Raw genomic sequence first — 26,866 nt, 5'->3', positions numbered from 1 at the left:
GTCAGGCGGTTGATGACTATATCTATTGGTATAACAACGGTAGGCTTCAGGAGCGATTAAAGGGCCTGGCTCCGATGGGGTATCGGAGCCAGGCTTTGGCAGCCCTGACGGTCTAGGATTAAACCAGTCCAACTTTCGGGGGCTAGTTCAAAGAGCGGGGGCAAGACGGGCTTTTATATTTTTCTCGTCTTTAGAGATTATCGATGGCGTACTGGGCCTGCTCGGGGGTGAATTTTTCACCGTATTCGCTAATGAGTTGATCGTAGAGACGGTCTGTGCTCATATCCATAGTATCTAGGTAATTACGGGCTGACTCTAGAGCCTCAGCATTCCAATCTGCCTTAACATTATCTACTGCATATTGAGCCTGCTCAGGTGTGAACTGTTCGCCGTATTCACTAGTTAACTGGTCATAGAGACCCGCGTATGAGAAAGGCATGATATCGATGTAGTTCTGTGCGCTTCCCAGGGCTTCAGCATTCCAGTCAGCGTTGAGATTATCCATTGCATACTGGGCTGCTTCAGGTGAGAACTTTTCACCGTATTCACTGGTGAGTTGCTCGTAGAGACCTGCGTACGAGAAATCCATGATGCTAAGGTAGCGGTTTGCGGTTGAAAGGGCATTGCTGTAATCGCGTGGGACATCACTACTAGCAGAATTAGTCTGCTGGGATGCTTCGGTAGACGGCGCGCTCGAAGCGGCAGGGGCAGTTGTAGCCGGGGTAGTTGTGGTTGGGGCTGCAGAGCTAGCAGGGGCTGTAGAACCTGTGGGAGCAGTTGCCGACGGGCTAGCTACCGCTGACTCAAGCTCTTGTAGACTCTGCTGGAGCTCAGAATCGTTGGCGATGGTGTTGAGGGCAAAGAAAAACAGGACGATACCTGAAATCACTGACCCGATTACCGAGAGTGCAATGGCGATAATCGAGGTGACTTTTTCCTTGTTCTTCTGGAAAAGGCCAACAATGCCGGTTACAAAAGCTGCAAACAGTAAGAGCCAGCCGAGTAACACAACCGCGGGGATGCAACCCAGGATAAAGCCGAGGACGCCCAAGCCTAGGGCCACCAGGCCGAGCACATTCTTAGGCTTTTTGCTGTTAGGCTGCTGAGGCGCGGCGTAGGGGTCGTAGTAGGGCTGCTGGCCCGGTGCGGCGTAAGCCCCAGCAGGCGATGAGGGTACTCCGGGCTGATTGGGCTGAGAAGACGGTGTGTTAGGTGTGTATGGGTCTTCGCTCATACTTTCCAGCTTAAAGACGAACTGGGTGCCCACTGGCTAGATGTCGGATTATTTCTCGGTGATTCCCGGGAACCTGCCACCGGCGTCGGCCTACCCTCTACCGCCAGCAGCGCAAAACCTGGAACACTCACCCAAACACAAACCACCCTTGCTATCCTTAAGAATGGTGTGCCCTGCGTCCGCGCTGCCCGCATAGGCCATTCAGGCCGCGCAGCCCCACCCCACCGCCGTGAAACCCGGCAGGTGACCATCCTATTCAGGAGTAAGACTTATGCCAGCAATTGTGATTGTAGGTGCCCAGTGGGGCGACGAAGGTAAAGGCAAAGCAACCGACCTGCTCGGCGGCCGCGTCGATTACGTCGTCAAGCCCAACGGCGGTAACAACGCAGGCCACACCGTCGTCGTCAACGGCCAGAAGTTCGAGCTCAAGCTCCTTCCCGCCGGCATCCTCTCAGAAAACGCTGTACCCGTCATCGGCAACGGCGTCGTCGTTAACCCCGAAGCCCTCTTCGAAGAAATCGACGGCCTCGAAGCCCGCGGCGCAGACACTTCCAAGCTCAAAATTTCAGCTAACGCCCACCTGGTAGCGCCCTACCACCAGACCATGGACAAGGTCACCGAACGCTTCCTCGGCAAGCGCGCCATCGGCACCACCGGCCGCGGCATCGGCCCCACCTACATGGACAAGGTAGGCCGCCTGGGCATTCGCGTGCAGGACATCCTCGACGAGTCCATCCTGCGCCAGAAGGTTGAAGGCGCCCTGCGTCAGAAGAACGAACTACTGGTCAAGGTCTACAACCGCCGCCACGTCGAGGTCGAAGAAATCGTTGAGTACTTCATGAGCTTCGCCGACCGCCTGGCACCCATGATTGTTGAATCAACCCAGCTGCTCAACAAGGCCCTGGACGAGGGCAAGACCCTGCTCATGGAAGGCGGCCAGGCTACCTTCCTCGACGTAGACCACGGCACCTACCCCTTCGTCACCTCATCTAACCCTACCGCAGGCGGTGCCTCCGTTGGTTCCGGCGTTGGCCCCACCCGCATCTCCCGCGTCATCGGTATTCAGAAGGCCTACACCACCCGCGTGGGTGCTGGCCCCTTCCCCACTGAACTCTTCGACGACATGGGCGAATTCCTGCGCACCACCGGTGGCGAGTTCGGCGTGAATACTGGCCGCCCCCGCCGCTGCGGCTGGTACGACGCGGTTCTGGCCCGCCAGGCTGTGCGCATCAATGGCTTCACCGACCTCTTCATCACCAAGCTGGATGTGCTCACCGGGCTTGAGAAGATTCCTGTCTGCGTCGCCTACGATGTAGACGGTGTTCGCCACGATGAGATGCCCATGACCCAGTCGGACTTCCACCACGCTAAGCCTATCTACGAGTACTTCGACGGCTGGACCGAAGACATCACCGAGGCTAAGACCCTTGATGAGCTGCCCGAGAATGCCCGTAAGTACCTTGAGAAGCTGGAAGAGATTTCCGGCTGCCGTATCTCGGCGATTGGTGTTGGCCCCGGCCGCGAGCAGACCATCGTTGTGCGCGACCTGATCGAGGACGAGAAGTAGGGCGGACGTCCGCGCCCCTCTTCCTGCGCCGGGTAGGTACCATCTAAACCAGAAAAACCCACTAACTAGGTGGGTTTTTCTGATTTAATATGGTCTTTTCTGTAGAAGGACTACGATAGACACCATGACCTTACTCAACACGCTCAACCACACCACCGGGGCCGTCACCGGCTACGACTCCCTCGCCGACCTTGCCCGGGCCTTCACTCCCGGCACCGACTGCGCCTATATCGGCCTGGTTGACCCTTCCCGCGGCGACCTCACCACCCTCACCGGCCTCTTCAACCTGCACCCCCTCGCTGTTGAAGACTCCGAGCAGGGCCACCAGCGCTCCAAGCTCGATCGCTACGGCAGCACCTACTACCTGGTGCTCCGCCCGGCGATCTACCTCGATGACACCGAAGAAATCCGTTTCGGTGAAACCCACATGTTCGTGGGCGAGAACTTCGTGATTTGGCTTGTCAAAGATGCCCTGCGCTCTGTCGACACCACCCAGCGCACCATGGGCGCGGTCTTCTCGAGCGCGCTGGAGAGCCCCACCATGCAGGCCTACCCACTGGCTTTCTTGCACCGGGTGCTCGATATGCTCGTGGACGGCTACTTCCCCGTTATTGAGGGTCTAGAAAACGACGGTGACGAAATCGAGGACGCCCTCTTCGCCGATAACTCCGAAGCCAGCGAGATATCGCAGCGTATCTACAGCCTGCTGAACGAGGTCAGTGACTTCAAACGGGCGGTCAAGCCAGTGGGGCAGATGCTGGACCTGCTCATGGGGCGTATTCGTATTCAGGCTGAGACCGGCAATGAGCACCAGCTTGAGCTGCTCCCCCACTTCCGCGACGTGAAAGACCACGTCATCAGCGTGGCTGACCGGGTAGACGATCTGCGCTCCTCCCTCGAGAACGCCCTGGCGGTGAACTCCACTATCGTGGCGGAACGGCAGAACGATGATACGAAGAGAATCTCGGCCTGGGCTGCGATTCTGGTGGCCCCTACCGTGATTGGCTCAATTTACGGCATGAACTTCGACGTGATGCCCAAGCTGCACTGGACCTTTGGCTACCCGGCGTCCCTGCTGCTCATGGTTGCGGTGTCCTTTGGGCTGTGGGTGGTTTTTAAAAAGAAAGAATGGCTTTAACGGTCCTCTTCTACATCTTCACCCCGCGCAGGGTGCGCACCACCATCACGGTGCAAATCAGCATGAGCACTACGCCAATGGCAGAGGTGTAGACCACGCCGGAGTCGAAGGCGTGCTGGGCCGAAGTCAGCAGGGCAGCGCCGGTTTCCCCGCCGATGCGTTCGGCGGTTTCTGCCGCCCCGCCCAGGGTCTCGCGGGCGGCGTCCGCGTCCGCTGCACTAACCCCCTCGGGCACCACCAGGTGGGCAACATAGGCCGCGTTCAGAATCGACCCCAGAATCGCGGTGCCCATGACCGAGCCGGTCTCGTAGGCGGTCTCGGAGATAGCGGACGCCGCACCCGCCTTGTGCGGGGGAACAGCGGACAGGATAATGTCGTTGGTCAGGGTTTCAGCGAAGCCAATGCCCACACCGAGCAGGGCAAAGGCGACCAGAATACCGGTGTCCGAGCCGGAATCGGCGGTGAAGAAAACCAGGGTGAAGGCTGCCGCGTTCATGAGTAGGGCGCCAGCAATCACGATCCAGGGCTTGATGATTTTGACCAGGTACACCACGACCAGGCCCGCAATGACGGTCAGTACCAGGCCGGGCAGCAGCACCAGGGCCGCGCTAAAGGGGGAGTGGCTGCTTACCAGCTGCAGATGCTGGGAGACGAAGTAGAGGAAGCCAACCAGTGAGAAGATCGCCATGAGGTTGGTGAGCACCGCGCCGGTGAACTGCTTGTTGGTGAAGAGGCGCATGTCCAGCATGGGGTTGGTGCGCGCCAGCTGGCGGCGGGTGAAAGCAATGCCGCAGACGAGGGCGACCAGCAGCAGGGCGATGGTGAGCAGGTCGAAGCCATCGTGGGCGAAGTGCTTGATGGCGTAGACGAAGGGGGCCATGGTCGCCATAATCAGGGCGATGCTGACGAAGTCGATGGTGCCGGGGGCAGGGTCCTTGGAGTTGGGAATCAGCCAGAAGCCCAGCAGGAGCATGGGTAGCAACACGGGCACTGCCATGAGAAAGACCGAACCCCAGTAGAAGTGCTCCAGCAGGAAGCCGCCGACGATAGGGCCCAGGGCGGCACCGCCAGCGAATCCGGATGCCCAGATGGCGATGGCGGTGCGGCGTTCGGTGGCGTCAGAGAACATGTTGCGGATAATCGAGAGTGTCGCGGGCATGAGCATGGCCCCGAAGATACCCATGCCGGCGCGGGCGGCAATGAGCCAGGCGGCGGTGGGGGCGAAGGCCGCGGCTGCCGAGATGACGGTAAAGCCGAAGCCTCCTAACAGGAGCATGGTGCGGCGACCAAAGCGGTCACCCATGCTACCTGCAGGAATGAGCAGGCCCGAGAGAATCAGCGGGTAGACGTCGTTGATCCAGAGCAGTTGGGTGCCGCTGGGGGAGAGCCGGGCTGAGATTTCGGGCAGGGCAAAGGAGAGCACTGTGTTGTCGACAGAGACCAAGAGCACCGGCAGCATAAGGACGGCTAGGGCCGCCCAGCGGCGGGAGTAGGGTGCTGCGGTGGGTTCGGTGACGGCTCTCATTTGGCCGGTTGTGGGGTGCATGTCTGCTCTTTCGTGAGGACGGCTACCTGGGATTGGGTGTCCGCTGGGTGCGGGTGTTGCATCGGTAGCTTTAGTTCAACATAGATTACTGTACCGTCTGGACGGTTTTGTTTTCAAGTGCCAGCCCGGTAGGATAGAACACATGAGTTCTCGCGAAAAAATCCTCGACGCCTACGAAGCCCTGCTCATTGAAGAGGGGGAGCGGGCGGCGTCCATGAACGCTATTGCCTCCCGCGCCGGGGTGTCAAAGGGGGGCCTACTCTACCACTTCCCCGATAAAACCGCCCTAGTTGACGGGCTGTTGGTGCGGGCCTGGGCGCTCGCCGAGCGGGATTTCAAGGCTATGGCGGATGATCCTGCCGGGGCCTGTGCCTACTATGTGCGCACGTCCATGTACCAGGACACCCCTTTTGACCGGGTGTTTGTGGCCGCGTCGCGCCTGTGTCAGGACGCCGCCGAGAAGGTAGCCGGGGTCTATGACAGGATCCAGGGCCGCTGGTTTGAGATGATTCGGGCCGAGGTGCCCTCGGACGCGGTGGCGCGCGCTATCTTACTGATGGGGGACGGGCTCTACTACAACGCGGCGGTCGCCAGCAGCGAGTCCCGCCCCAACCTTGCCCTCAGCGGCGATATGGACGCCCTGCTCGAGGTCGTGGAGCAGCTGAAGGGGACATTAGGTTCTGGGGCAAGGGCTCTATCTAGCCCTGGAGCCTAGATAGCCTATGCTGAATATCTTTCGTGGAGACATAAAGCTGGCGGTAATCCGGGTAGAGCTGGTTATAAATTGGCACTTCTCGCGGGTGAATCATATGATTAATGGGGTTCCATTCATTAATGTCAGACGCTACTCCTAGCGTTTGAGCAACCATAAAAGCGTCGCCCAAAGAAGCACCGATGGTGTACTTTCGTATCACCTGTTCGCGGCCGGTCACGTCAGAAATAATTTGTGGCCAGAAGTCAGATTTAACTCCTCCACCAGCACAGGTAATACCCTGAATATTGGCGCCGGCAGCTTCCATCGTCTCAATATTATGGCGGACGGCAAAAGCGGTAGATTCAAGCAGAGCCCGATAAATATGCCCGCGTGTATGATCCAGCGTGAGCCCGATAAGTGTTCCGCGAGCGTCTGCATCTTGAATAGGGGTTCGCTCGCCTGCGAAATACGGTAAAGCAAGCAGACCATGGGCGCCTGCGGGTGTACCTTCAGCCTCAGCAATCAGCTGAGCAAAATCGGTCGCCTCCGTCAGGTCTCGGAGCCAACTCGTTAACGCTCCCGAGGTAGCAAGACCACCGGCAAGGTGATGGGTTCCTTTACGCGTTCCGGCTGTTCCCCACATCGAAAGATGGCGTGCGCGGCGATCTGTGTTTGCGATGAGAAATAAGGTCGTCCCGTACATAAGAAAGAGGTGGTGATTTTCGGTTGCCCCTACAGACTCTTGTTCTGCCCAAGCATCAATGGTTCCAAAAATTACCGGAATTCCACCTTTTAGCTCAGGAATTTCGGGGTTCGGACGAGTTTCCCCTGCAATCTCGTTTGACCAACCCAGACAGGGCATCTCAAGGTTCTTTCCACCTATCTCGCTCACCATTGAATCATCCCATTCACCGGTTTCAGGCCTATATAGGGGCGTCATCTGAGATGCAGAATGCCGGTCAAGTGTATACTCCCCGGTTAGATGCCATATCACCCATGAATGCGGCATAAAAAACCGGACGCCGCGCTCAAAATCTGCTGTATACCGTTGCTGGAACCACGCTATTTTAGGGCCACCGGCTTGTGAAGTCAGCGCCGAATCATAGGTGTGTAGTAGGTAGTCCTCGCCATAGCGGGTAGTTAGTTTCTGGATTTCGTCTGTTGCCCGCCAGTCCACACCGTAGAGAGCTGATGGAGCTATCGGGATGCCTTCGAGACTGGTCATGCCAACGCACGGTCCCATGCCTGAGAGCCCGATTCCGATAACTTCGAAGTCTTGACCACCTATGAGCGCGCGGTACAGGTCTTTAAATTCTTGCCACCATACGAACATCGGCATCTCAACGAGGCCGTGTTCGCCGCGGGTAACGGTGTGTTCTGTTGTTGCGGTGTTAAGAAGCTGACCGTTCGTATCTATGAGAACTGCCTTGGTGCTTGAGGTTCCTACATCGAAGCCAAAAAATACCTTTTGTGTCATACTCCCCATTATGGTTGAGTTCTTTGGTGCTCAGAAAAACCCAGCTGGATAAGGTAAAACGATGAGGTTCGCTTCGCTTCGTTCTCGGTGATGCCCGTACAATGACGGTATGAAACGTGACATCTATAGGCTGACGCGCCGAGACATATCCGCTTTGGAAGTGGCGAGGCTCTACCATGAGCGGGGTCTTTCTCAGCAGGAAGTTGCTCAGCATCTGCATATTGCCCGTCCCACGGTTTCTAAGTTGCTTACCCATGCCAAAGACCGCGGTTTCATTCGGACAACTGTGATTGACCCACGTGATAATAACCAGATAATGGCGGAGCAACTACGAAAGAAGTATAGCCTTCTGGGTGTGAGGCTTGCCCCTGTGGCAGGGCGCGGACCGATGGACTTGAGGCATGCTTTAGGGCGGTCGGCAGCCCAGCTTCTTAAGGAGCTCGTTCGAGAAGGGGATATCATCGGTGTAGCGTGGTCGCACACCATTGCTGAGATGGCTCAAGCGCTAACTCCACAACAGGTGAGCGGGGTGAGGATTGTTCAGTTACGGGGTGAGGCTATGGATGGTACAGCCAGCCAGCACATTGCTCACACGTACCAGCGGTTTGCTGAAGCATTATCGGCTGAACTTTACAGTATGGATGAACCCGCTGTGTTCTCGACGTTTGGCGATAAAATGAGCCGGTCACGTGATGTTTGGGTGAGCGAGGTCTTGCGTTTGGGCGCAGAAAGCCGCATTGCCGTGTATAGCGTAGGAGCCACTGACCAGGGCTCAATCCTCTTCAGTTCGCCGCTGCTCTCACCCTCTGAAAAGGAGCATCTACGTCAGGTATCGGTGGGAGATATCTGCTCACGTTACCTGAACGAAAAGGGGCAGGTGTGCGTTCCAGAGCTCAATAACCGCACCTTGGGTATCTCTTTACCTGATATGCGTCATACGGAACAGAAAATCCTTGTTGCGGGCGGGCCTGAAAAAATTCGTGCCGTCCACGTGGCGGTAACCTACGGTTACGCGAATAGGCTGGTGACGGATGTCCAGACTGCACAGCAGCTACTTAAGATGTAACCTCCACGCAAAAGGTTACAAATGTTCCATCGCGGTATAAATGCTATAAAAATGGAACATATGTAATGATAATCCCGTGGTGCGGGGTGCAGGGCAACTTATATTTGTCTCATCAGAACTGACAAAGGAGTTGTTATGACGATGGTGTCACCCTTTATTTTCCACATCACCTTGATTCCTTCTTTCCCCTCTAGGAAGCCCTCACTCTACCGGGGAGGGGACAGCTAAGATGAACGTTGAAAACCCTACCCATGTTGAAGAACGCGGCGTATCCAACACCTCTTGGGGAATTATTAAAGACTCCGCACGGCAGCTGCGCAACGGATACCTGGACCGCACCCCAATTTTCCAGTACGTCCTGCTTTCTATCTGCTTCCCTATGTGGGGTGCAGCAGCTAGTCTGAACGATATTCTTATTGCCCAGTTCAAGCACATTTTTACTCTTTCAGACTTTGCAACTGCTTTTGTGCAATCTGCTTTCTACGGTGGCTACTTCGTCATCGCTATCCCCGCATCACGGGTTATTCGTCGTTTAAGCTACAAGGCCGGACTGCTCATCGGCCTCACGATTTACATTCTTGGTTGCCTACTGTTTTTCCCTGCTTCACAAGCAGCGACTTACTCCGTCTTCCTTGCCTCTCTTTTCGCTGTTGCTATCGGTCTGTCTTTCTTGGAGACTTCTGCTAACACCTACTCCTCCATGATTGGCCCAAAGAAAACAGCAACTCTGCGTCTGAATATTTCTCAGACTTTCACCCCTATAGGTTTCTTTGCTGGTGCCCTTATGGGTAAGTATCTTATCTTCACAGAAGGAGCTTCATTAGAAGACCAACTTAAAGGTTTAGATCCGGTAGCAGCCCAGCAACTCACCGAGCAGCTTCTGCAACGCACACTAGAACCTTATCGCTGGATTATCTGTGTCCTTATCGTGCTGTTACTGCTTATCGCGATTACTCAGTACCCTTCCAGCAAACCGCTTGATGCTAGCAACCACGAAAAATCAGCTGGTTTAGGTGAAACCCTGCGCTATCTCTTACAGAAGAAAGACTTCCTCGCAGGTATCTTCGCTCAGTTCATGTACGTCGGCCTGCAGACTGCCCTGTGGTCTTTCACCATCCGACTGGCGCTCACCCTTGATGATTCCCTCAACGAGCGTGCCGCTACCAACTACCTGCTTGCTGCCTACGTGGCCTTCTTTATCGGTAAGTTCATCGCGAACTTCCTCATCACCAAAATGAATGAAGACCTCGTCCTAATTATTTACTCCCTCATCGGTGTTGGAGCGCTAACCTATGTCGTTTTCGTCCCCAACATCACCGCAGTGTGGGCAGCGGTTTTGGCTTCCGGTTTGCTTGGCCCCGGATGGGCAACAATTTATGTGCGCACCCTGGATACCATTGAAGATAAGCGCTTTACCGAAACTGGCGGAGCTATCATCGTCATGGCTATCATCGGCGGTGCCGTCATCCCCGTTGTCCAGGGTCTGATTTCAGACCTCACTGGATCAATGTCTATCAGTTTCTCAATCAACATTCTCTGCTTCTTGGTTATGGCTCTCTACTTCTGGGGCCTTTACCGTCAGTCTAAGAAGGCATAACAATGAGCACGATTATTCCTCTCCATCACAGCCTCTTCACCAGCGAGAAAACAACGGTTCTTCAGAACGATGAATTTGCCGTCAGCGCGTTGACCTATCCCTCCGGAGTACAATCACTCACCCTGGCAAACTCTCGTGGTTTCGTTGAAGTGCTCCCCTTCATGGGGCAGATTATCTGGGACGCCGAGTTCGATGGGACCAGCCTACGCATGAAGAACATGTTCAACCAGCCTCAGCCTGCCTCAACAATTGTTGAGACCTACGGTTGTTTTGCCTTCCACTCGGGTCTACTCGCCGCTGGATGCCCCGCACCCGAGGATACTCACCCCCTCCACGGTGAATTTCCCTGCGCACCGATGGACTCAGCAGAACTTATCATAGAAGATCATGGGGCACTCACGGTGCGGTCGCACCGCGAATACGTCATGGGCTTTGGTCACCATTACCTGGCCTCGCCCTCCGTAACCGTCACCGCGTCATCCGGCTTGCTGACCATTGGCCTGAAGGTCAAGAACCTTTCAGCCTACGCACCCATGCCCCTGCAGTACATGTGCCACATGAACTACGCTTTCGTCCCCGGCGGTACGATGAGCGATAATCTCGCCGCAGACTCCTTTCAGCTACGCCGCACCGTACCCGCTCACGTCACCCCCACTCCTGCGTGGGAAAAGATCAATGACAGCATTCTTTCAGGGGAGCATGATGCTGACTCCCTGGTGGGTGCAGAAGCGTTTGACCCTGAGATTGTGTACTTCGCTGACGCTCTTGACCAGCAGGTCAAGGACGCTCAGTTCACCCTCACACACCCGGACGGCACTGCCTTTATTACCAGGTTCTCAACGGATCAGTTCCCCGTTGCTACACGGTGGATTTTGCATAACCCTGACCAGACGGTTGCGGCTTTCGTCTTGCCGGGAACGTCTCGACCTGAAGGCTATCTGGCGGCAGACGCTGCGGGAACCCTCATTCACCTCTCTCCCGGTGAAGAACGCATCTTTGAAGTAGAAACTGGTTTGCTTTCAGCAGCAGAAACGCAGACCCAGGCGAAGGAGTAATACCCATGGATATCGCAGTCATCGGTTCAAACAATGTTGACCTGATTTCCTACATCACCCGTATGCCCCAGGAAGGTGAGACCATTGAAGCACCAGATTTCCAACTGGGGTGTGGCGGTAAGGGCGCTAACCAGGCTGTTGCAGCTTCCCGCTTAGGCTCCGAAGTGCTCATGGTGACCCGCGTGGGTAATGATCTTTTTGCAGATAACACCATCGCCAACTTCAAAGCCAACGGCATGAGCGATAAGTACATTCTGCGGACGGACGCAACCAGCGGGGTTGCACCGATTTTTGTTGATCAGCAGTCTCGTAACTCCATCATCATCGTCAAGGGTGCCAACGCTCTGTTGACCCCTGAAGATCTTCAGGCAGCTCGTGAGGATATCGCCCGATGCAAACTGATAGTGTTGCAGCTTGAAATCAACCTTGAGACTGTTTATGCGGCGGTTGATCTGGGGAAGGAGCTGGGCATTCCCGTCTTGCTTAACCCCGCTCCGGCTGCCCCTGAGCTTTCACTGGAACGGGCTCGCTCAGTAGAGTTCATCGTCCCTAACGAGACCGAACTGTCTCTGCTATCGGGTATGCCCGTTGATACGCTTGACGATATTTCTAATGCTGCTGGTGTACTGCTTGATTCTGGTATCAAGAACGTGATTGTTACCCTCGGTGCACGCGGAGTTCTGTGGGTTTCTGCAGAGGGCGAGAAGCTCATTGAAGGGAATGCCGTTGATGCCGTTGATACCACCGGCGCGGGGGATGCATTTATTGGGTGCTTCAGCCATTACTGGGTGAAGAATGGCGATATTGCAGAGTCCCTGCGTTTGGCAAACTACTATGCCGGTGACTCAGTGACCCGCCAGGGTACTCAGAAGTCATACACGACCGGTGAGGACTTCCACCAGAGGTTCGCCCATATTTTCTAAGAAGTAGCGGTAAACGCCCCCATCTGCTCTGAGCCCGGTGTGCGGGTAGCGTCGGTGGGGGCGTTTTATCTTGGTCGTCGCTAGCCAGCCAGCACCGCTATCGCCTCATAGGGTCGCAGGGTAATGGCGCCCGCGTCAGCGGCGTCCGCCAGCACGGGCTCATTCTTGTAATTACACAGGAGCACTGACCCCGCCGCGAACTCCGCGGGCAGCTGCACGGCGGCGTCCTTGCCGTAGAAATTGCAGAGCACCAGCAGGCGCTGGCCCTCGTGCTCGCGCACAAAACCGTAGACGCTCTCGTGCTCCCGGGCAAAAGGCTCATAGGACCCCTCAGCAATCAGGGGCATCTCGTGGCGCAGGCGCACCAGCTCCCGGTAGAAGGGCAGAATGACGCCCTCCGCCTCTTCGCGCTCAACGTTAATCTCGGCCTGCGAGGTGGGCATCAGCCAGGGCTTCACCTGAGAGAAGCCGGCGAACTCAGAGGCGTCCCACTGCATAGGGGTGCGGGAGTTGTCGCGGGACTTCTTAGTGACAATACGGAAGGCTTCGTCCTCGCCCACGCCGCGCTCCCGCAGAATATCAAAGGCGTTGTGGGATTCAACGTCCACGTAGTCAGCCATCGACGAGTAGACCGGGTCAACCATGCCGATTTCTTCGCCCTGGTAGATGTAGGGGGTGCCGCGGGTCAGGTGTACGGCGGCAGCGAGCATGGTGGCGGACTCAGCGTGGTAGCGCTCAACATCGCCAAAGCGGTTGATAGCGCGCGGCTGGTCGTGGTTGTTCCAGAAGGACGCCTGCCAGCCGCCCCCTGCTTGGATGCCGACTGCCCAGTCGGTCAGCAGGCCCTTGAGCGCCATGAAGTCAAAGGGCACGTCAGACCACTTCTCGGACCCGTTGTAGTCCACCTTGAGATGGTGGAAAGAGAAGACCATGTCCAGCTCTTCATTGGCCGGGTTGGTGTAGCGCACGCTGCTGTCGATGGTGGTGGACGACATCTCGCCCACGGTCACGATGCCCTTGGTATCGCCAAAGGTGGCCCGGTGCAGCTCCTGCACCCATGGGTGCACGCGGTCGGTGTCGGTGTAGATTAGCTTGTCGTTTTCGCCGGGGGCGGCGTCCCGCAGATCCTCGGCCTTGCCAATCACGTTGAGCACATCGAAGCGGAAGCCGCGAACGCCCTTGTCCTTCCAGAAATTGACCACCTTGAAGAGCTCTTCGCGTACCTTGGGGTTGTGCCAGTTGAGGTCTGCCTGGGTCACGTCGTAGAGGTGCATGTAGTAGAGGCCGGTATCGCCAAACTGTGACCAGCAGGGGCCGCCAAACTTGGACTCCCAGTTGGTCGGCAGGGAGCCGTCCGCCTGCGCCGGGCGCAGGTAGAAGAAGTCCTGGTACTCTTTCTCCCCGGCCAGTGCCCGCTGGAACCACTCGTGCTCGGTAGAGACGTGGTTGAGCACCATATCGAACATAACCCCAATGCCCTCTCGCCCCAAGGCAGCAATCAGCTCTTCGGCGTCCTCCATGGTGCCCATCTCTGGGTCGACCTCGTAGTAGTTGGCGATGTCGTAGCCGTTATCGTTCTGCGGTGAGACAAAGAAGGGGTTGAACCAGACCATATCCACGCCCAGTGAGGCAATGTAGGGGACCTTCTCGATGATGCCCCGCAGGTCGCCTATGCCGTTGCCGCTCGAATCGTAGAAGGACTTGGGGTAGACCTGGTAGATGACCTTATCGTGAAAGCTCATGGTGTGCTCCAAAGGGTAGGACACCGGTGCTGGGGTAGGTGCGCCCGGTGGTGGGTGGGGGTCGGGGTAAAAGAAAAGAAGCGCACCCCATCAAAGCGGGGTACGCTCCTTAACCTTACCTGTCTAACAGGTTCTTCAGTCTGTATTACAGCCGATTTGGAACTTTATTCAGAAACCGGAATTTCCTGGCGGCGGTGCGCGAAGTCCAGGTAACGGAACTTATCGGCGCGGTGGCGGGAGATGGTGTACTGGAAGGCGGTGCCGTCCTCAAGTACGGTGATTGAGGTGGTCACTGCAACGTATTCGCCAGCGTGCAGGTTTAGGTACTTGGCATCGTTGGGGGTTGCCTGTTCGATAGTGATCTGCTTGGCTGATGACACGATGCTCAGGCCCAGCTCGCCCTCGAAGTAGTGGTAGAGGGAGTCCTCGGCGACCTCGCGGGGAATCTCGGGAACCACGCTCTTGATGATGTAGTCGTGGTCGATGATGGCGGGGGCACCGTCCATGTGGCGCACACGCATGATGTGGGTGACGGGAACCTGCTCAACTGAACCGTCGGTCAGGGCCTGGAAGGGTACGTGGGGTAGCAGGGTGTCTTCCAGTTCAACCAGTTCGGTCTGGGTGTCGCGACTGGCTGACTCGGCAAACTCCTTGTAGCTCACCAGAGAAGACACGGGGATCGAGTAACGCTTGTGGTCGATAACCAGGGAGCCCTTACCCATGATGCGCTGAATGTAGCCGCGGTCGGTCAAAATAGCCAGAGCCTTGCGGGCGGTCTCACGAGAGACGTTGTACTTTTCGGTCAGCTTCTTTTCGCTGGGCAGCAGGTCGCCCACGCCGTACTTGCCTTCATCAATGTCACGAGCCAGGTCGTGGTAGATGCGTTCAAACTTTCCCATTTGGTTCCCCTATGTAACAGGTGCGAGATGGAGTGAGAGTTTCACACGGTGATTGTGTTTCCCTATAGTCTAGGACTCGCATGGGGTGTTTGCGAGAGACACACATGTAAATGTGTGTCACACGCTGGTCAGGCCGCTCACGTGCAGGTTTTAAGCAATCGGGGCGCTCTCTGGCCTGCGAAAACACCGGTTAGCGAGAGCACCTCAACCAAAAGATGTGGTGCGAAACGCACCTGCCGCACCCGGAAAACAGCCCACCGGCGTCCGCCTGCCCGAATAGTGAGAACGCAACCGCTTTTTCACGCCATCCTACCCCTGCCGGGGCTACGCTCTACAAGAGCGCCAAAAAATCACTACTATAAACCTGTTCACACGAAAAGAATGACCTGCTTCGTGCTTGATCTGCCACCGCTATTGCCATCTACGTCAAGTGATTCGGCCAGTACAGCACCTTCATTGCCGGTATCCAGTAGTGGCAGATCGCCCTGCTCGTGCTCGTCACCGTGGTGGCCCTCAACCTTATTTCGGTCAAGGTCTTTGGCGAAATGGAATTCTGGTTCGCCCTCATCAAGGTTGCCGCCCTGGTTATCTTCCTGGTGGTCGGTACCTTCTTCGTCATCTTCGGCACCCCCACCGGCAGCGAAGTGGGTTTCAGCCTAATCTCTGACAACGGCGGTATCTTCCCCTACGGCATCATGCCCACCCTGGTGATTATGCAGGGCGTCATCTTCGCCTACGCTTCCATTGAGCTCGTGGGTACCACCTCGGGCGAAACCAAGGATGCCCGCAAGGTGATTCCCAAGGCCATCAACACCGTCATCTGGCGAATCGCCCTCTTCTACGTGGGCTCCGTGGTACTGCTTACCCTGCTGCTACCCCACACCGCTTATTCGGCCGACGGTCACCTTCTTTGGCTCTGTCGGCGTAGACTACGCCGCGCCCATCATGGAACTGGTCGTTATCACCGCCGCCATGTCATCGCTCAACGCGGGTCTCTACTCCACCGGCCGCATCCTGCACTCCATGGCAGCAGCGGGCTCCGCACCCCCGCTTTGCCCTACGCATGACCAAGAGCGGCGTACCCTACGGCGGTATTCTCATGACCGCAGCGGGTAGCCCTGATTGGCGTCGTCCTCAACTACTTTGTGCCCTCACAGGCCTTCGAGATCGTGCTCAACCTGGCCTCCATCGGCATTATCGCCGCCTGGGCCACCATCGCCCTGTGCCATATCAAGTTCCTCAAACTGGTTAAGCAGGGCGTATACACCCGCCCCGCCTACCGCATGCCCGGGGCACCCGTCACCGACTGGATCATACTGGCCTTCCTCGCAGGCGTGCTGGTACTCATCGGCTTCGACTACCCCGTGGGCACCTACACCCTGGCGTCCCTCATTGTGATTATCCCGCTCATGGTGCTGGGCTGGTTCGCCTGCCGCACCAATATCCGCCGGATCGCCGCAGAACGCCAGGGCTACACAGGCCTTAGCCCCGTAGTCGCTGACCGCCAGGTCACCGAATACTTCAAGAACCGGTAGGCGCCAGGCGGCTAGCCGAACAGGCGCTCGCTGGCGATGCGGGCGCCTGTGGCCAGCGACTCCAGCTTGGCCCAGGCAAGGTCGGGGTGTAGGCGTCCGCCCAGACCGCAGTCGGTTGACGCCACCACGTTCTCCTTGCCCACCACCTGAGCAAACTGCTCAATGCGCTGGGCCACCAGCTCGGGGTGCTCAATCAGGTTGGTCGAGTGCGACACGACGCCGGGAATCACGTACTTGCCCTCGGGCAGCTCCAGGTTCTCCCAGACCTTCCACTCATAGGCGTGGCGAGCGTTGGCAGCCTCAAAGGTGTAGCCGGCGGCGTCAATTGACAGCAGGGTATCGGCCAGGTGCTTGAACTCCAGGTCGGTGCTGTGCGGCCCGTGCCAGGAACCCCAGCACAGGTGGAAGCGGGTCTGCTCGGTCGGGATATCCTCAAGTGCGTAGTTAAGGGCATCAACTGCCACCTGAATAAAGTCAAGGTAGTCGCTGACGCTGGGCTCGGGGTTAATCTGGTCCCAGCCCTCAGCCACCGAAGGGTCGTCGATTTGCAGGGTAAAGCCGGCATCGGTGATGGCCTTGTACTCCTCCTTCAGCACGTCGGCCCAGGCGTAGATGTGCTCCTTATCGGTGGGGTAGTAGAGGTTACCCACGCGGGCCGCTGACCCGGGTGACAGGGCGGCAACAAAAGCACTGTGTACCCCCTTGTCCTCGGTGGCAGCCGCCAGGTTGCGGACGTCCCGCCCCACCTCGTCCTGACCCTGGTAGGTCAGCGGGGCAACGGTAACAGGGAAACTGCGGTCGGGGTCGTTGCCCAGGTCGAGCTCCGCGGTGTAGAAGTCCTGAAAACGGGTCCAGTCGCGGCGGTCAGCAAAGCTGGTGTACTTGAGCTTGCCCGGCTCAGAACGGTGTACCTCGTTGGCGGGGTTGCCCTCGGTCAGCAGCTTTAGGCCACCGGTGCGGGCAAAGGAGTAGTGCCACCAGGCGCCGTAATCCACGGCCTGACTCATGGCATGCCCGTACTCACCGTCATTCACAATGTCGATGCCGATTTCTACCTGGCGGTCAACGACCGCCTGGGTTTCTTCGGTCAGAATCTTCTGGAAGTCTGCCTCGTCGATGCTACCGTCGCGGCGGACGGCGTTAGCGCGAATTAGGCGCTCGCTGCGGGGCAGGGAGCCGACGTGGGTGGTCAGGATACGGTCGGTGTTGATGGGCATTATGTGCTCCTGGGTTGGTCCTACGGTTGTAGAGGCTGCCTGCGTCAGCGGTCTTGACTCCAGCTAACACCCGCACCCGGTAAGCCCCCAAACTCTTTTCGGTCTAAGACGGCACATTTCAAAAATGAACTACAGTGACGGCTGCGCGTCATACTCCCGTCATGAGCTCCTGCCTCACCCAAAGGGGACGGGACTGTTCGCCCCTATCTTCACTATATGAGAACCCCGCTTTCCACTCTGTGGACTACCGCACCGACAGGCGTAGACTAATACCCAAACCTCCAACCACAAACTTTCTTGGGAGCTATCGATGCCTGAACTGCGCTCGCGTACATCCACCCACGGTAGAAACATGGCTGGCGCCCGCGCCCTCTGGCGCGCCACCGGCATGGGCGACGACGACTTCGGCAAGCCCATCATCGCCATCGCCAACTCCTTCACCCAGTTCGTGCCCGGCCACGTGCACCTCAAAAACATGGGTGAGCTGGTCGCCGGGGCTATCCGCGAAGCCGGCGGTGTAGCCAAGGAGTTCAACACCATCGCCGTGGACGACGGTATCGCCATGGGCCACGACGGCATGCTCTACTCCCTGCCCTCCCGCGACCTGATCGCCGACTCCGTGGAGTACATGGTCAACGCCCACCGCGCTGATGCCCTGGTCTGTATCTCGAACTGCGACAAGATCACCCCCGGTATGCTCCTGGCGGCGATGCGCCTGAACATCCCCGTCATTTTCGTCTCCGGCGGCCCTATGGAATCCGGCGAAGGTATTGAGGGCGTTGTTGAGCACCGCCTCGACCTGGTGGACGCCATGGTCACGGCCGTGGACGACAGCGTCAGCGACGACGCCCTGGCCCAGGTCGAGAAGAACGCCTGCCCCACCTGTGGCTCCTGCGCCGGTATGTTCACCGCTAACTCCATGAACTGCCTCAACGAGGCAATTGGCCTGGCCCTGCCCGGCAACGGCACCACCCTGGCCACCCAGGTTGCCCGTAAGCAGCTCTTCCTCGAAGCGGGCACTAAGATTGTTGAGCTGGCCAAGCGCTACTATGAGCAGGACGACGAGAGCGTGCTGCCCCGCTCCATCGCCACCAAGGACGCCTTCGAGAACGCCATGGCCCTGGACGTTGCCATGGGCGGCTCCACCAACACCGTGCTACATATTCTGGCGATTGCCCACGAAGCCGGCGTTGACTTCACACTGCGCGACATCGACGCAATTTCCCGCAAGGTGCCCTGCCTGGCCAAGGTAGCCCCCAACTCCACCAAGTACCACATCGAGCACGTGCACCGCGCAGGCGGTATTCCTGCCCTGCTCGGCGAGCTGGACCGCGCCGGTCTGCTGAACCGCGATGTCCACTCTGTGCACTCCGGCTCCCTGGAACAGTGGCTGTCTGACTGGGACATCCGCTCCGGCGCCGCCACCGACACCGCCAAGGAGCTCTTCCTGGCTGCACCCGGCGGCGTCCGCACCACCCAGGCCTTCTCTGCCGCCAACAAGTACGAGAGTCACGAAACCGACGCCGAAAACGGCTGCATCCGCGCCGTTGAGCACGCCTACACCAAGGACGGTGGCCTGGCCGTTCTCTACGGCAACATCGCCGAGGACGGTGCCATCATCAAGAGCGCCGGTATCGATGAGGAGCTCTTCCACTTCGTCGGCAAGGCCTTCGTGGTGGAGTCCCAGGACGAGGCCGTCTTCGAGATCCTGTCGAAGAACGTGAAGGAGGGCGACATCGTCGTCATCCAGTACGAGGGCCCCAAGGGCGGCCCCGGCATGCAGGAAATGCTCTACCCCACCTCCTATCTCAAGGGCCTGGGCCTGGGTAAGAAGTGTGCCCTGATTACCGACGGACGCTTCTCGGGCGGCACCTCCGGTATCTCCATCGGCCACATTTCCCCCGAGGCTGCCGCCGGTGGCGCCGTGGGCCTGATTGAGCACGGGGATGAGATTGAGATCGATGTTCACAACCGCATCCTGCGTGTGAACGTCTCCGACGAGGTGCTGGCCGAGCGTCGCGCCAAGAAGGGCCCTGCCCCCTGGAAGCCCACTAAGCCCCGCGAACGCCAGGTCTCCAGCGCCCTGCGCGCCTACGCCTCCATGGTCACCAGTGCCGACAAGGGCGCCGTGCGCATCGTCCCCGAGTAAACCGCGCTCCTTTAACCTCGGGTAAGGACGCCCTGCCCCGGCTTACGTAAGCCGGGGCAGGGCGTCCTTGTGTTTAAGCGTTTGCTTTACCTAAAGCGGCGTTAACTTTGCGAGTTTCGCTCACCGCTATGCCGAAGGATACGACCCAAACTAGGGCATATATCACCAGCGCCTGAAGCAAAAACCCCGCAAAAGCAGAGAGAGTCAATGGAAACCAGTGCAGATAAGCACCAGCGAGTAAGACACTGGTAAGCACAATAAGGGCGTGCACCAGGGATGTGAGAGGCAACGGCCAGCTTTCCCTTTTATAGAGGCCCGCCGCTGCACAATACTGAATGGTGCCTAGCCCGGAATAGATAAGGCGTTGTATGAGCACAGCGATATTCTGGTTATCGAATTGATTGAGGTAACTAGTAACTCCCGGGATATAGGAGTTGCCGGCGAAAGCTGAAAGTAAAAGCTCCATAGTGCAACCAATTGCAAACCCGATGAGAGCACCAATAGCGATTTTGCGAATCATTTTTTTCTCCTGTGGATTAAAGGCCGAGAGCCCGTTTGACTCTGGCTAGCGAACGTCTAGAAACAAAACATCGGGTACCGTCTTTTAGCACTACGCCGATAGTGGTGGAGAACGAAACGTCGAAGCGTTCGACCCAGTGAATATTGATGAGTTCGCCCTGATTGATTCTGATAAAGCTGGTAGGCAACCTGGTTTCGAGCTCTTTCATACGGAGCTTGACGTTCAATACACCCTGAATCGTGTGCGCATAGACATTTTTATCTGAGGTATAGAACCGGAGAGTTTGCTTTAACTCCAACGGCACAGCGCCGCCCTTTGTATAGGCCAGAAGGGGAACTAGGGATTTGCTCGTTAGATAGCTCTGTAATTCTTCTACCTCAGCAGTGAGTTCCGGGGCCGTGACATCAACACAGGTTTCTTGGAATTTTCGATCAAGAGTAAGCGTGAACTTCATGGTTTCCCTTTCCATCGGGAGAATAACTAGAGCTGACATCCTTAGTAAAACGGATTCTCAGGAACCCCAGCAAGACTTTTGCGACATGCGGTAGTACCTGGCTGGTAAGCGGTATGAGATGGAGGCATCCTTATGCTTCGGTCTAGTTTCTGCCTAGGCTATCTTATGGGGTGCCTTCCTCTGGTCCGTCTGCCTTGCGAGTGCTTACCAGACTTGGGCAGTGCTCACATGAGCCTGCGCGGGCGCTGTATGAGGGCGGTCCCCCCGGTAGCCGCTGAAGCTTTCTTCTTGGACTGTTTCCCTTTGGCAGGCTTGTGGTGTAACCTACATATTGATAAACCTGTGACTTGAAATCCTCACTACACAGATAAGGGATGTCATGTCGCAACAGACACCTTCAGTCGTGACCGAAGATCCTTTCGCTCACGAAGATGATGGCTTGCACAAAGGCCTAGGTCGCCGCCAGCTTCAAATGATTGCTATGGGTAGCGCGATTGGTACAGGTCTTTTCTTGGGCGCAGGCTCACGACTAGAAACTGCTGGCCCCTCACTATTTATTCTTTATGCAATTTGTGGCTTTTTCGGCTATCTTATTTTGCGTGCTCTGGGTGAACTGATTGTTCACCGACCTTCATCAGGCTCCTTCGTTTCGTACTCCCGCGAATTCTACGGGGAGAAAGCCGCTTATGTATCTGGGTGGTTGTACTGGCTCAACTGGGCAATGACTGCCGTAGCGGATGCAACTGCCATCGCCATTTATATCAAATGGTTCGGTCAATACAGCTCCTTTATTGCGGGAGTGGATCAGTGGATCATGGCCCTCATCGTGGTCTGCTTTGTACTCTGCTTCAACTTAGTTTCGGTGAAGGTCTTTGGCGAGATGGAGTTCTGGTTCTCGCTAATCAAGATTGCCGCGCTTGTAATTTTTATGCTGGTGGGTATCTATATGGTGATTTTTGGTACTCCGACAGGTAGCGTTACCGGATTCTCACTCATTACCGATAACGGAGGTCTAATACCTAACGGGGTACTGCCTGCTTTGATTGTGGTTCAAGGTGTTGTCTTTGCCTATGCAGGTATTGAGCTGGTGGGCACTACATCAGGTGAGACTAAGGACGCTCGCAAAATCATTCCCCGAGCCATCAACACCGTGATTCTGCGTATTGCAGTGTTCTACGTTGGCTCTGTGCTTCTACTGTGTCTACTGCTTCCCTACACCGCCTACTCAGCTGGTGAATCCCCATTCGTAACTTTCTTTGGGTCGATTGGTGTTGAGTATGCTGCCCCTATCATGCAGTTAGTGGTTATTACAGCGGCACTTTCATCACTGAATGCCGGTCTCTACTCAACTGGTCGTATTATGTACTTCATGTCTCAAGCAGGGTCAGCTCCATTGTTTGCGGGCAAACTGACTAAGAGCGGTGTACCTTTTGGCGGTATTGTGCTCACCGCAGGAGTGGCGGTTGCTGGCGTATTCCTTAACTTTGTTGTCCCAGAGCAGGCCTTTGAGATTGTGCTGAATATGGGCGCTCTAGGAACAATGGCGGGTTGGGCTGCAATTACTCTTTCGCACATGAAATTCGTCAAACTAGCTAAGCAAGGTAAATACCAGCGCCCTGAATACCGCGCTCCTCTGTCGCCCGTTAGCGACTGGTTGGTCCTTGCCTTCTTGGCAGCTGTGATTGTGCTGATGGCCGTAGATTACCCGGTGGGCACCTGGACTCTTGGTTCCTTTATTCTACTGGTTCCTGTGCTAGTAGGAGGTTGGTTCGCTGTACGTAACCGGGTTAACGAGATTGCTCGTGTACGAGAAGGCTACACCGGTAACTTCCCTATTGTTGCTCATCGCCCGGGAACCGACGCTTATCTGCAACGCACACAAGGTAGCGTGAAAATCCACAGAGATCTTACCTCAGACGACTAACTCAGAGTCTCACATATGAAAGAAGGGCGCCCATGCCGCGATGCGGTGTGGGCGCCCTTCTTCTACAGCCGACTAATGGTGCGAAGGAGCAGACTAGACTCAGTATTTACGACTCCGGTTACAGAACGTATATGATGCAGGACTCTATCGAAGTCGGCTAGGTTTCTGCAGGTCACTTCGAGAACCAAGTCCCAGCTGCCGTTAGTAGTATGTAACGCCATAACCTCGGGGATCCCGCGTAAGTCTGCGATGGCTTGGGTGGCATTTTTGCGTTCCAGTGCAACCATGGAAATAGCGTGTACTTCACCGGGGTGACTATCTGTTGTGGTTCGTACGGTGTAGCCAACAATGATGCCCTCACTCTCGAGAGCATCCATCTTCTTCGTAACGGTAGCCCGCGTCACACCAAGGGTTTCAGCAAGGCGAGATATAGAAGCTCGTCCATTGATACGTAGCTCAGCGATGAGTTTAGATTCTAGGTCACTCAAAGGTCTCATAGTCATAATGTTAGTTCTGTGTACGCAATTTGCTCTTCTTGGGTAGAAAATAGATCAATTTTTTACTTTTAGGTCACAGTAACCCCTTGTACTGTTGTGCTTGTCACAGGTTTGTATCTAGTCCATCCTCAATGAAGAGAGCACTGTATGGTTCAGTTTGTTAACGTCACTAATATGGCACGCTGGATTCAGCGTGAGAGTGTTGAAAAGATTATCGATACCATGATTGGCTACATCGAACGTGACTTCACGAGATGGGAGAAGTTCGACAAAATTGCCCGTGTGGCTAGCCATACACCGTTTGGCGTCATCGAACTGATGCCGACTTCTGATGGTGAAGAGTACTCGTTTAAGTATGTCAATGGACACCCTTCCAACCCAGCCCGAGGCTTTCAGACTGTCACCGCATACGGCATGTTAGCTGATGTCGATAATGGCTACCCTACATTTATCGCAGAAATGACATTGCTAACTGCTTTGCGGACGGCAGCTACCTCAGCTATGGTGGCAAGAAAACTTGCACGACCCGACTCTCATACTATGGCGATGATTGGCAGCGGGTCGCAGTCGGAATTCCAGGCACTAGGGTTCCGTGCTGCAATGGGAATTGAGGATTTGAGGATCTTCGATACGGATCCTGCTGCTATGGAGAAGTTCCGCCGTAACATGGAGCCTCTAGGGTTTAGAATCCATGTTGCTTCTTCGGTCGATGAAGCTGTGGAGGGAGCCGATATCATCACTACGTGTACAGCGGATAAGGCACAAAATAAAATTTTGACGCGAGATCAGGTAGCTCCAGGAGTGCATCTGAACGCGGTTGGCGGTGACTGCCCCGGCAAGACAGAGCTGGAAGAGCAAATTGTCCGTGATTCTACTGTATTTGTAGAATTCCCGCCTCAGACTCGTGTTGAGGGTGAGGTTCAGCAGGTGGAGGACGACTTCCCTGTAGTTGAATTCTGGAAAGTTCTCACTGGAGTTGAGCCAGGCCGCACATCAGATGAAGAAATTACTTTGTTTGATTCAGTTGGTTTCGCAATTGCTGATTTCTCTGCCTTGCGGTGTGTGCGTGACTGGACTAAAGATAGCGATTTGCAGGATTACATTGAACTTATTGCTGATCCTGAGGATCCCAAAGACCTATTTTCACTCGTCGGATTGCTCAAGCCCGTAGGTTAATCAAGCCTAGATTAGCCGTACTCTATAAATCTTGGATAGGGTGAGTACTACTTCAAAGGACGCCCGCCCCGGCTTACGTAAGCCGGGGCGGGCGTCCCTGTATGTGGGGTTCTGTAGCCCTGCCCGGTTTGTCTCCTGCCGGGCTGTTTCGGCGTCCGTCCGCTCGTCCGCTCCGCGAGTGCTTACCAGACTCGCGCAGTGCTTACGTGCGGGGTGGACGCTCCGCGAAGCTGGTGGGCGTTCACCGAGAGAGTGAAGAGGGCCCCGATGCCCCTCACCTGTTGGCAAAACGACGCTGAGTTGGTATAGCTTTAAAGAGTAAGCAAAACAACTATAGACACCCCTTAGGAGATGAATAATGTGGAAATTACGCCTGCACATATCAAAAAATGTGAGCTGACCTGGGAACCGCCGGACTACACCAGCTCTTACCCGGCAGGGTTCACCGAGCAGGGCGTGGCAGTGATTGTGGTGGTCATGGACCAGGTGCGAGCCGCCGGTGACTGCCATGTGGGGCTGACGTCCTTCGCCCTTATCTCGCGTGAAAACGGCGAGCGTGAGGTGATTGAGAGTGAGCCTATCGCCGAATCCCTGACCCACAGCCTCATGGACCCCTGCGACACCGTGCACACCGACATGCTCGGGCGCGCCATTTTGGCCGCGATGGAGGCTATCCCCGAGGGTTACAAGACCAACCTCATCACCGTGACCGCCGATAAGCACTACCTGAAGCTGCTCTTCCGCAAGTTCACGGCCTTCCGCGACTTTCTGGAGTACCGCTCTATTGATAAGGTGATGAACCCCTACGAGTCGCACTCGCTGGGGGAGATTCACGTGAAGCTGATCGGCACCCCCGCGGGGGAGCTCATGCCCCACTTCATGGACGAGGCTTCGCGCCTGGCCCACCACGAGTTTGAGAAGAACACCGCCCAGCTGCCGGTTGAGAAGCTGGTGGAGTACAGCGTCTTTACCGACTGTTCGTACAGGTCAACGAACAATAAGAAGTATTTAAAGGGCGGACGCATGGGCATCGGCGGGGTGAGCGAAGACGGCTTCTTCTTCCATGCCCACTACGATGCAACGAACATTATGACCGGGGAGCTCTCGGCCATGTTGGCTGCTTTTAATATCTTCTATCACGGTGGTCGCCAGCTGATTATTCACACCGATTCGCTGGGGGCGCTGACCTTTGTGCTGCGCCTGGCGCACAACCGCTGGGTGTATAACACCTGGGCTACCGAGGGTGTGCAGAACCAGCAGGTTCTGGACGAGATGGAGCGGCTGACCGAGGCCATTCGGGAGCGCCGGGTGCTGGTTAAACATATCCCGGGGCATACCGGGCACGGGTTGCAGGAGTCGTCGGATTCTGTGTCGAAGATGCATCGGCACTTCCCCGGGCAGATTGTGGATAAGGGGCATGTCTCCGAGTTCAACCAGCGCTGCGAGTCGATTATTACTGCCCTGTCTGGGTGTGAGAAGGCTCTGCGCCTGCCCTGCGGCGACTGGATTCAGATTCGCCCGTCGGTGGTGCACGCCCGCAATCGTCTGTGGAAGTAGCGGGGCTGCTGCCTGTAGGACGCCCTACCCCTCAAAGGGGAGTAGGTGCTGGCGCGGGGCTCAGCTTAAGCCGTGCGGACGCCCGCCGCTAGGCTACGTCGCGCTTTTCCTGGCGGGCGCGGCGCAGCAGCCAGAGGAAGGCAGCCACGAGAGCCAGGGCTACTAGGGCGTATACAACCTTGGAGTACTGGTTGATGATGCCTTCAACGGCGGCCCAGTTTTCGCCGAGAATCCAGCCGCAGTAGATGAGCAGGGCGTTCCAGACGGATGAGCCGATGAGGGTGTAGAAGCCGAAGGTCAGCGGGTTCATGCGGTCGATACCGGCGGGAATCGAAATCAGCGAACGAATACCGGGGATAACGCGGCCGATTAGGATGGAGGCCTTGCCGTACTTGTCGAACCAGGCCAGAGCGGCGTCGACGTCCTCAACCTTGACCAGCCACATCCAGGCTGCGATCTTGCGTAGGCGGTTGGCGCCGATAGCGGCACCCAGGTAGTAGAGGAAGTAGGCGCCAGCCAAGGAGCCAATGGTCGCCCAGATGAAGGCGGCGACCACGTTCATGGAGCCCTGCGAGGCGGTGAAGCCAGCCAGGGGCAGAATAACCTCGGAGGGAATCGGCGGGAAGACGTTTTCAAGGAAAACAGCCAGGCCAACACCGGGTGAGCCGATGGCCTCCATGATTGAGATAACCCAGTCGATAATGTTCTGGAGCACGAGTGCCCTTTCTTCTGTATAAATGTGGGCAACGGCCCGGTGACAAAACTTTCTCTATTCTCTCGTAGAACCCTGTGTTTTGCTATGAGCTAGCTTGTAGAGAGGCTGGGGGTTTTGGTCACGTTATAGTAATGCTGCGTAACCTGTTCACACCGTGAAATAAGTTACCGCCGCCGCGCGGGCA

22 protein-coding genes and 1 pseudogene are annotated in these 26,866 nt (G+C 56.5%); 13 read left to right on the top strand and 10 right to left on the bottom strand.

All coding sequences use genetic code 11. From position 1 onward, the window contains the following. A partial coding sequence (locus E4U03_RS07490) for an IS3 family transposase (protein WP_135011154.1) occupies window positions 1-116 on the top strand: 116 nt, incomplete at its 5' end. Between the two features lie 74 nt (window positions 117-190). On the opposite strand, the gene E4U03_RS07485 is transcribed toward E4U03_RS07490, so the two are convergent. Further along, a complete protein-coding gene (locus tag E4U03_RS07485) occupies window positions 191-1,234 on the bottom strand; it encodes an Ltp family lipoprotein (protein ID WP_135012931.1) in 1,044 nt (347 codons plus the stop codon). Between the two features lie 271 nt (window positions 1,235-1,505). Here E4U03_RS07485 and E4U03_RS07480 point away from each other — a divergent pair, with 271 nt between their 5' ends. Both E4U03_RS07480 and E4U03_RS07475 read left to right on the top strand, forming a co-directional pair. After that, complete coding sequence (locus E4U03_RS07480; RefSeq protein ID WP_135012930.1) at window positions 1,506-2,801, top strand: adenylosuccinate synthase; 1,296 nt, start codon at window positions 1,506-1,508, stop codon at window positions 2,799-2,801. 124 nt (window positions 2,802-2,925) lie between these two features. Next, window positions 2,926-3,939 (top strand): magnesium and cobalt transport protein CorA, encoded by a 1,014-nt coding sequence (locus E4U03_RS07475; RefSeq protein WP_135012929.1) that lies wholly within the window; start codon window positions 2,926-2,928, stop codon window positions 3,937-3,939. Window positions 3,940-3,949: 10 nt separating this feature from the next. Here the strand turns inward: E4U03_RS07475 and E4U03_RS07470 are convergent, their stop codons facing one another. After that, window positions 3,950-5,485: an MFS transporter gene (locus tag E4U03_RS07470; protein WP_228066007.1), complete on the bottom strand. Its 1,536-nt coding sequence runs from the start codon at window positions 5,483-5,485 to the stop codon at window positions 3,950-3,952. A 142-nt stretch (window positions 5,486-5,627) separates the two neighbouring features. On the opposite strand from E4U03_RS07470, the gene E4U03_RS07465 reads away from it, so the two are divergent. Continuing rightward, the gene (locus E4U03_RS07465; RefSeq protein WP_135012928.1) at window positions 5,628-6,200 is read left to right on the top strand and encodes a TetR/AcrR family transcriptional regulator; all 573 of its coding nucleotides are present in this window, start codon (window positions 5,628-5,630) and stop codon (window positions 6,198-6,200) included. Here the strand turns inward: E4U03_RS07465 and E4U03_RS07460 are convergent. Further along, the gene (locus E4U03_RS07460) at window positions 6,184-7,656 is read right to left on the bottom strand and encodes an FGGY-family carbohydrate kinase (protein ID WP_167752356.1); all 1,473 of its coding nucleotides are present in this window, start codon (window positions 7,654-7,656) and stop codon (window positions 6,184-6,186) included. The two genes, E4U03_RS07465 and E4U03_RS07460, sit on opposite strands and share 17 nt — an antisense overlap. A 109-nt stretch (window positions 7,657-7,765) precedes the next feature. On the opposite strand from E4U03_RS07460, the gene E4U03_RS07455 reads away from it, so the two are divergent. From E4U03_RS07455 to rbsK, 4 genes are all read left to right on the top strand, one after another. Next, window positions 7,766-8,722, top strand: a complete 957-nt coding sequence (locus E4U03_RS07455; protein ID WP_135012926.1) for a sugar-binding transcriptional regulator — start codon at window positions 7,766-7,768, stop codon at window positions 8,720-8,722. A gap of 229 nt (window positions 8,723-8,951) precedes the next feature. Further along, on the top strand, window positions 8,952-10,319 hold the full coding sequence (gene fucP / locus E4U03_RS07450) for an L-fucose:H+ symporter permease (RefSeq protein ID WP_135012925.1): 1,368 nt from the start codon (window positions 8,952-8,954) through the stop codon (window positions 10,317-10,319). Window positions 10,320-10,321: 2 nt separating this feature from the next. Beyond that, window positions 10,322-11,374, top strand: a complete 1,053-nt coding sequence (locus E4U03_RS07445; protein ID WP_135012924.1) for an aldose 1-epimerase family protein — start codon at window positions 10,322-10,324, stop codon at window positions 11,372-11,374. Window positions 11,375-11,379: 5 nt separating this feature from the next. After that, window positions 11,380-12,297, top strand: coding sequence for a ribokinase (gene rbsK, locus E4U03_RS07440; RefSeq protein ID WP_135012923.1), 918 nt, complete (start codon window positions 11,380-11,382; stop codon window positions 12,295-12,297). An 80-nt stretch (window positions 12,298-12,377) separates the two neighbouring features. On the opposite strand, the gene E4U03_RS07435 is transcribed toward rbsK, so the two are convergent. Continuing rightward, the gene (locus tag E4U03_RS07435; RefSeq protein WP_135012922.1) at window positions 12,378-14,039 is read right to left on the bottom strand and encodes an alpha,alpha-phosphotrehalase; all 1,662 of its coding nucleotides are present in this window, start codon (window positions 14,037-14,039) and stop codon (window positions 12,378-12,380) included. Between the two features lie 164 nt (window positions 14,040-14,203). Beyond that, window positions 14,204-14,938, bottom strand: a complete 735-nt coding sequence (gene treR / locus E4U03_RS07430) for a trehalose operon repressor (protein ID WP_135012921.1) — start codon at window positions 14,936-14,938, stop codon at window positions 14,204-14,206. A gap of 404 nt (window positions 14,939-15,342) precedes the next feature. On the opposite strand from treR, the pseudogene E4U03_RS07425 reads away from it, so the two are divergent. Further along, window positions 15,343-16,473: pseudogene (locus tag E4U03_RS07425) on the top strand (amino acid permease); the annotation flags it as partial. An 11-nt stretch (window positions 16,474-16,484) separates the two neighbouring features. Here E4U03_RS07425 and E4U03_RS07420 read toward each other — a convergent pair. Beyond that, the gene (locus tag E4U03_RS07420; protein WP_135012920.1) at window positions 16,485-17,690 is read right to left on the bottom strand and encodes a cobalamin-independent methionine synthase II family protein; all 1,206 of its coding nucleotides are present in this window, start codon (window positions 17,688-17,690) and stop codon (window positions 16,485-16,487) included. Window positions 17,691-18,000: 310 nt separating this feature from the next. Here E4U03_RS07420 and ilvD point away from each other — a divergent pair, with 310 nt between their 5' ends. After that, the gene (gene ilvD, locus E4U03_RS07415; protein WP_135012919.1) at window positions 18,001-19,839 is read left to right on the top strand and encodes a dihydroxy-acid dehydratase; all 1,839 of its coding nucleotides are present in this window, start codon (window positions 18,001-18,003) and stop codon (window positions 19,837-19,839) included. A 73-nt stretch (window positions 19,840-19,912) separates the two neighbouring features. Here ilvD and E4U03_RS07410 read toward each other — a convergent pair whose 3' ends face one another. Together E4U03_RS07410 and E4U03_RS07405 are read right to left on the bottom strand one after the other, a co-directional pair. After that, window positions 19,913-20,359, bottom strand: coding sequence for a DUF3021 domain-containing protein (locus tag E4U03_RS07410; RefSeq protein ID WP_135012918.1), 447 nt, complete (start codon window positions 20,357-20,359; stop codon window positions 19,913-19,915). Between the two features lie 16 nt (window positions 20,360-20,375). Then, complete coding sequence (locus E4U03_RS07405; RefSeq protein WP_167752355.1) at window positions 20,376-20,813, bottom strand: LytTR family DNA-binding domain-containing protein; 438 nt, start codon at window positions 20,811-20,813, stop codon at window positions 20,376-20,378. Between the two features lie 379 nt (window positions 20,814-21,192). On the opposite strand from E4U03_RS07405, the gene E4U03_RS07400 reads away from it, so the two are divergent. Then, the gene (locus E4U03_RS07400) at window positions 21,193-22,737 is read left to right on the top strand and encodes an amino acid permease (protein WP_135012916.1); all 1,545 of its coding nucleotides are present in this window, start codon (window positions 21,193-21,195) and stop codon (window positions 22,735-22,737) included. A gap of 62 nt (window positions 22,738-22,799) precedes the next feature. Here the strand turns inward: E4U03_RS07400 and E4U03_RS13755 are convergent, their stop codons facing one another. Then, complete coding sequence (locus tag E4U03_RS13755) at window positions 22,800-23,234, bottom strand: Lrp/AsnC family transcriptional regulator (RefSeq protein WP_416220621.1); 435 nt, start codon at window positions 23,232-23,234, stop codon at window positions 22,800-22,802. Window positions 23,235-23,381: 147 nt separating this feature from the next. Between E4U03_RS13755 and E4U03_RS07390 the strand changes: the two genes are divergently transcribed. Together E4U03_RS07390 and E4U03_RS07385 are read left to right on the top strand one after the other, a co-directional pair. Beyond that, the gene (locus E4U03_RS07390; protein WP_135012914.1) at window positions 23,382-24,410 is read left to right on the top strand and encodes an ornithine cyclodeaminase; all 1,029 of its coding nucleotides are present in this window, start codon (window positions 23,382-23,384) and stop codon (window positions 24,408-24,410) included. Between the two features lie 360 nt (window positions 24,411-24,770). Beyond that, window positions 24,771-25,967, top strand: coding sequence for an RNase H family protein (locus tag E4U03_RS07385; RefSeq protein ID WP_135012913.1), 1,197 nt, complete (start codon window positions 24,771-24,773; stop codon window positions 25,965-25,967). Between the two features lie 88 nt (window positions 25,968-26,055). On the opposite strand, the gene E4U03_RS07380 is transcribed toward E4U03_RS07385, so the two are convergent. After that, a complete protein-coding gene (locus E4U03_RS07380) occupies window positions 26,056-26,682 on the bottom strand; it encodes a DedA family protein (protein ID WP_245207691.1) in 627 nt (208 codons plus the stop codon). Window positions 26,683-26,866: the final 184 nt, after the last annotated feature.

It is taken from the genome of Rothia nasimurium, assembly GCF_004569295.1.
Taxonomy (GTDB): Bacteria; Actinomycetota; Actinomycetes; order Actinomycetales; family Micrococcaceae; genus Rothia; species Rothia nasimurium_B.
The sequence above is the reverse complement of the archived record's forward strand: the minus strand, read 5'-3'. Positions and strand labels throughout refer to the sequence as shown.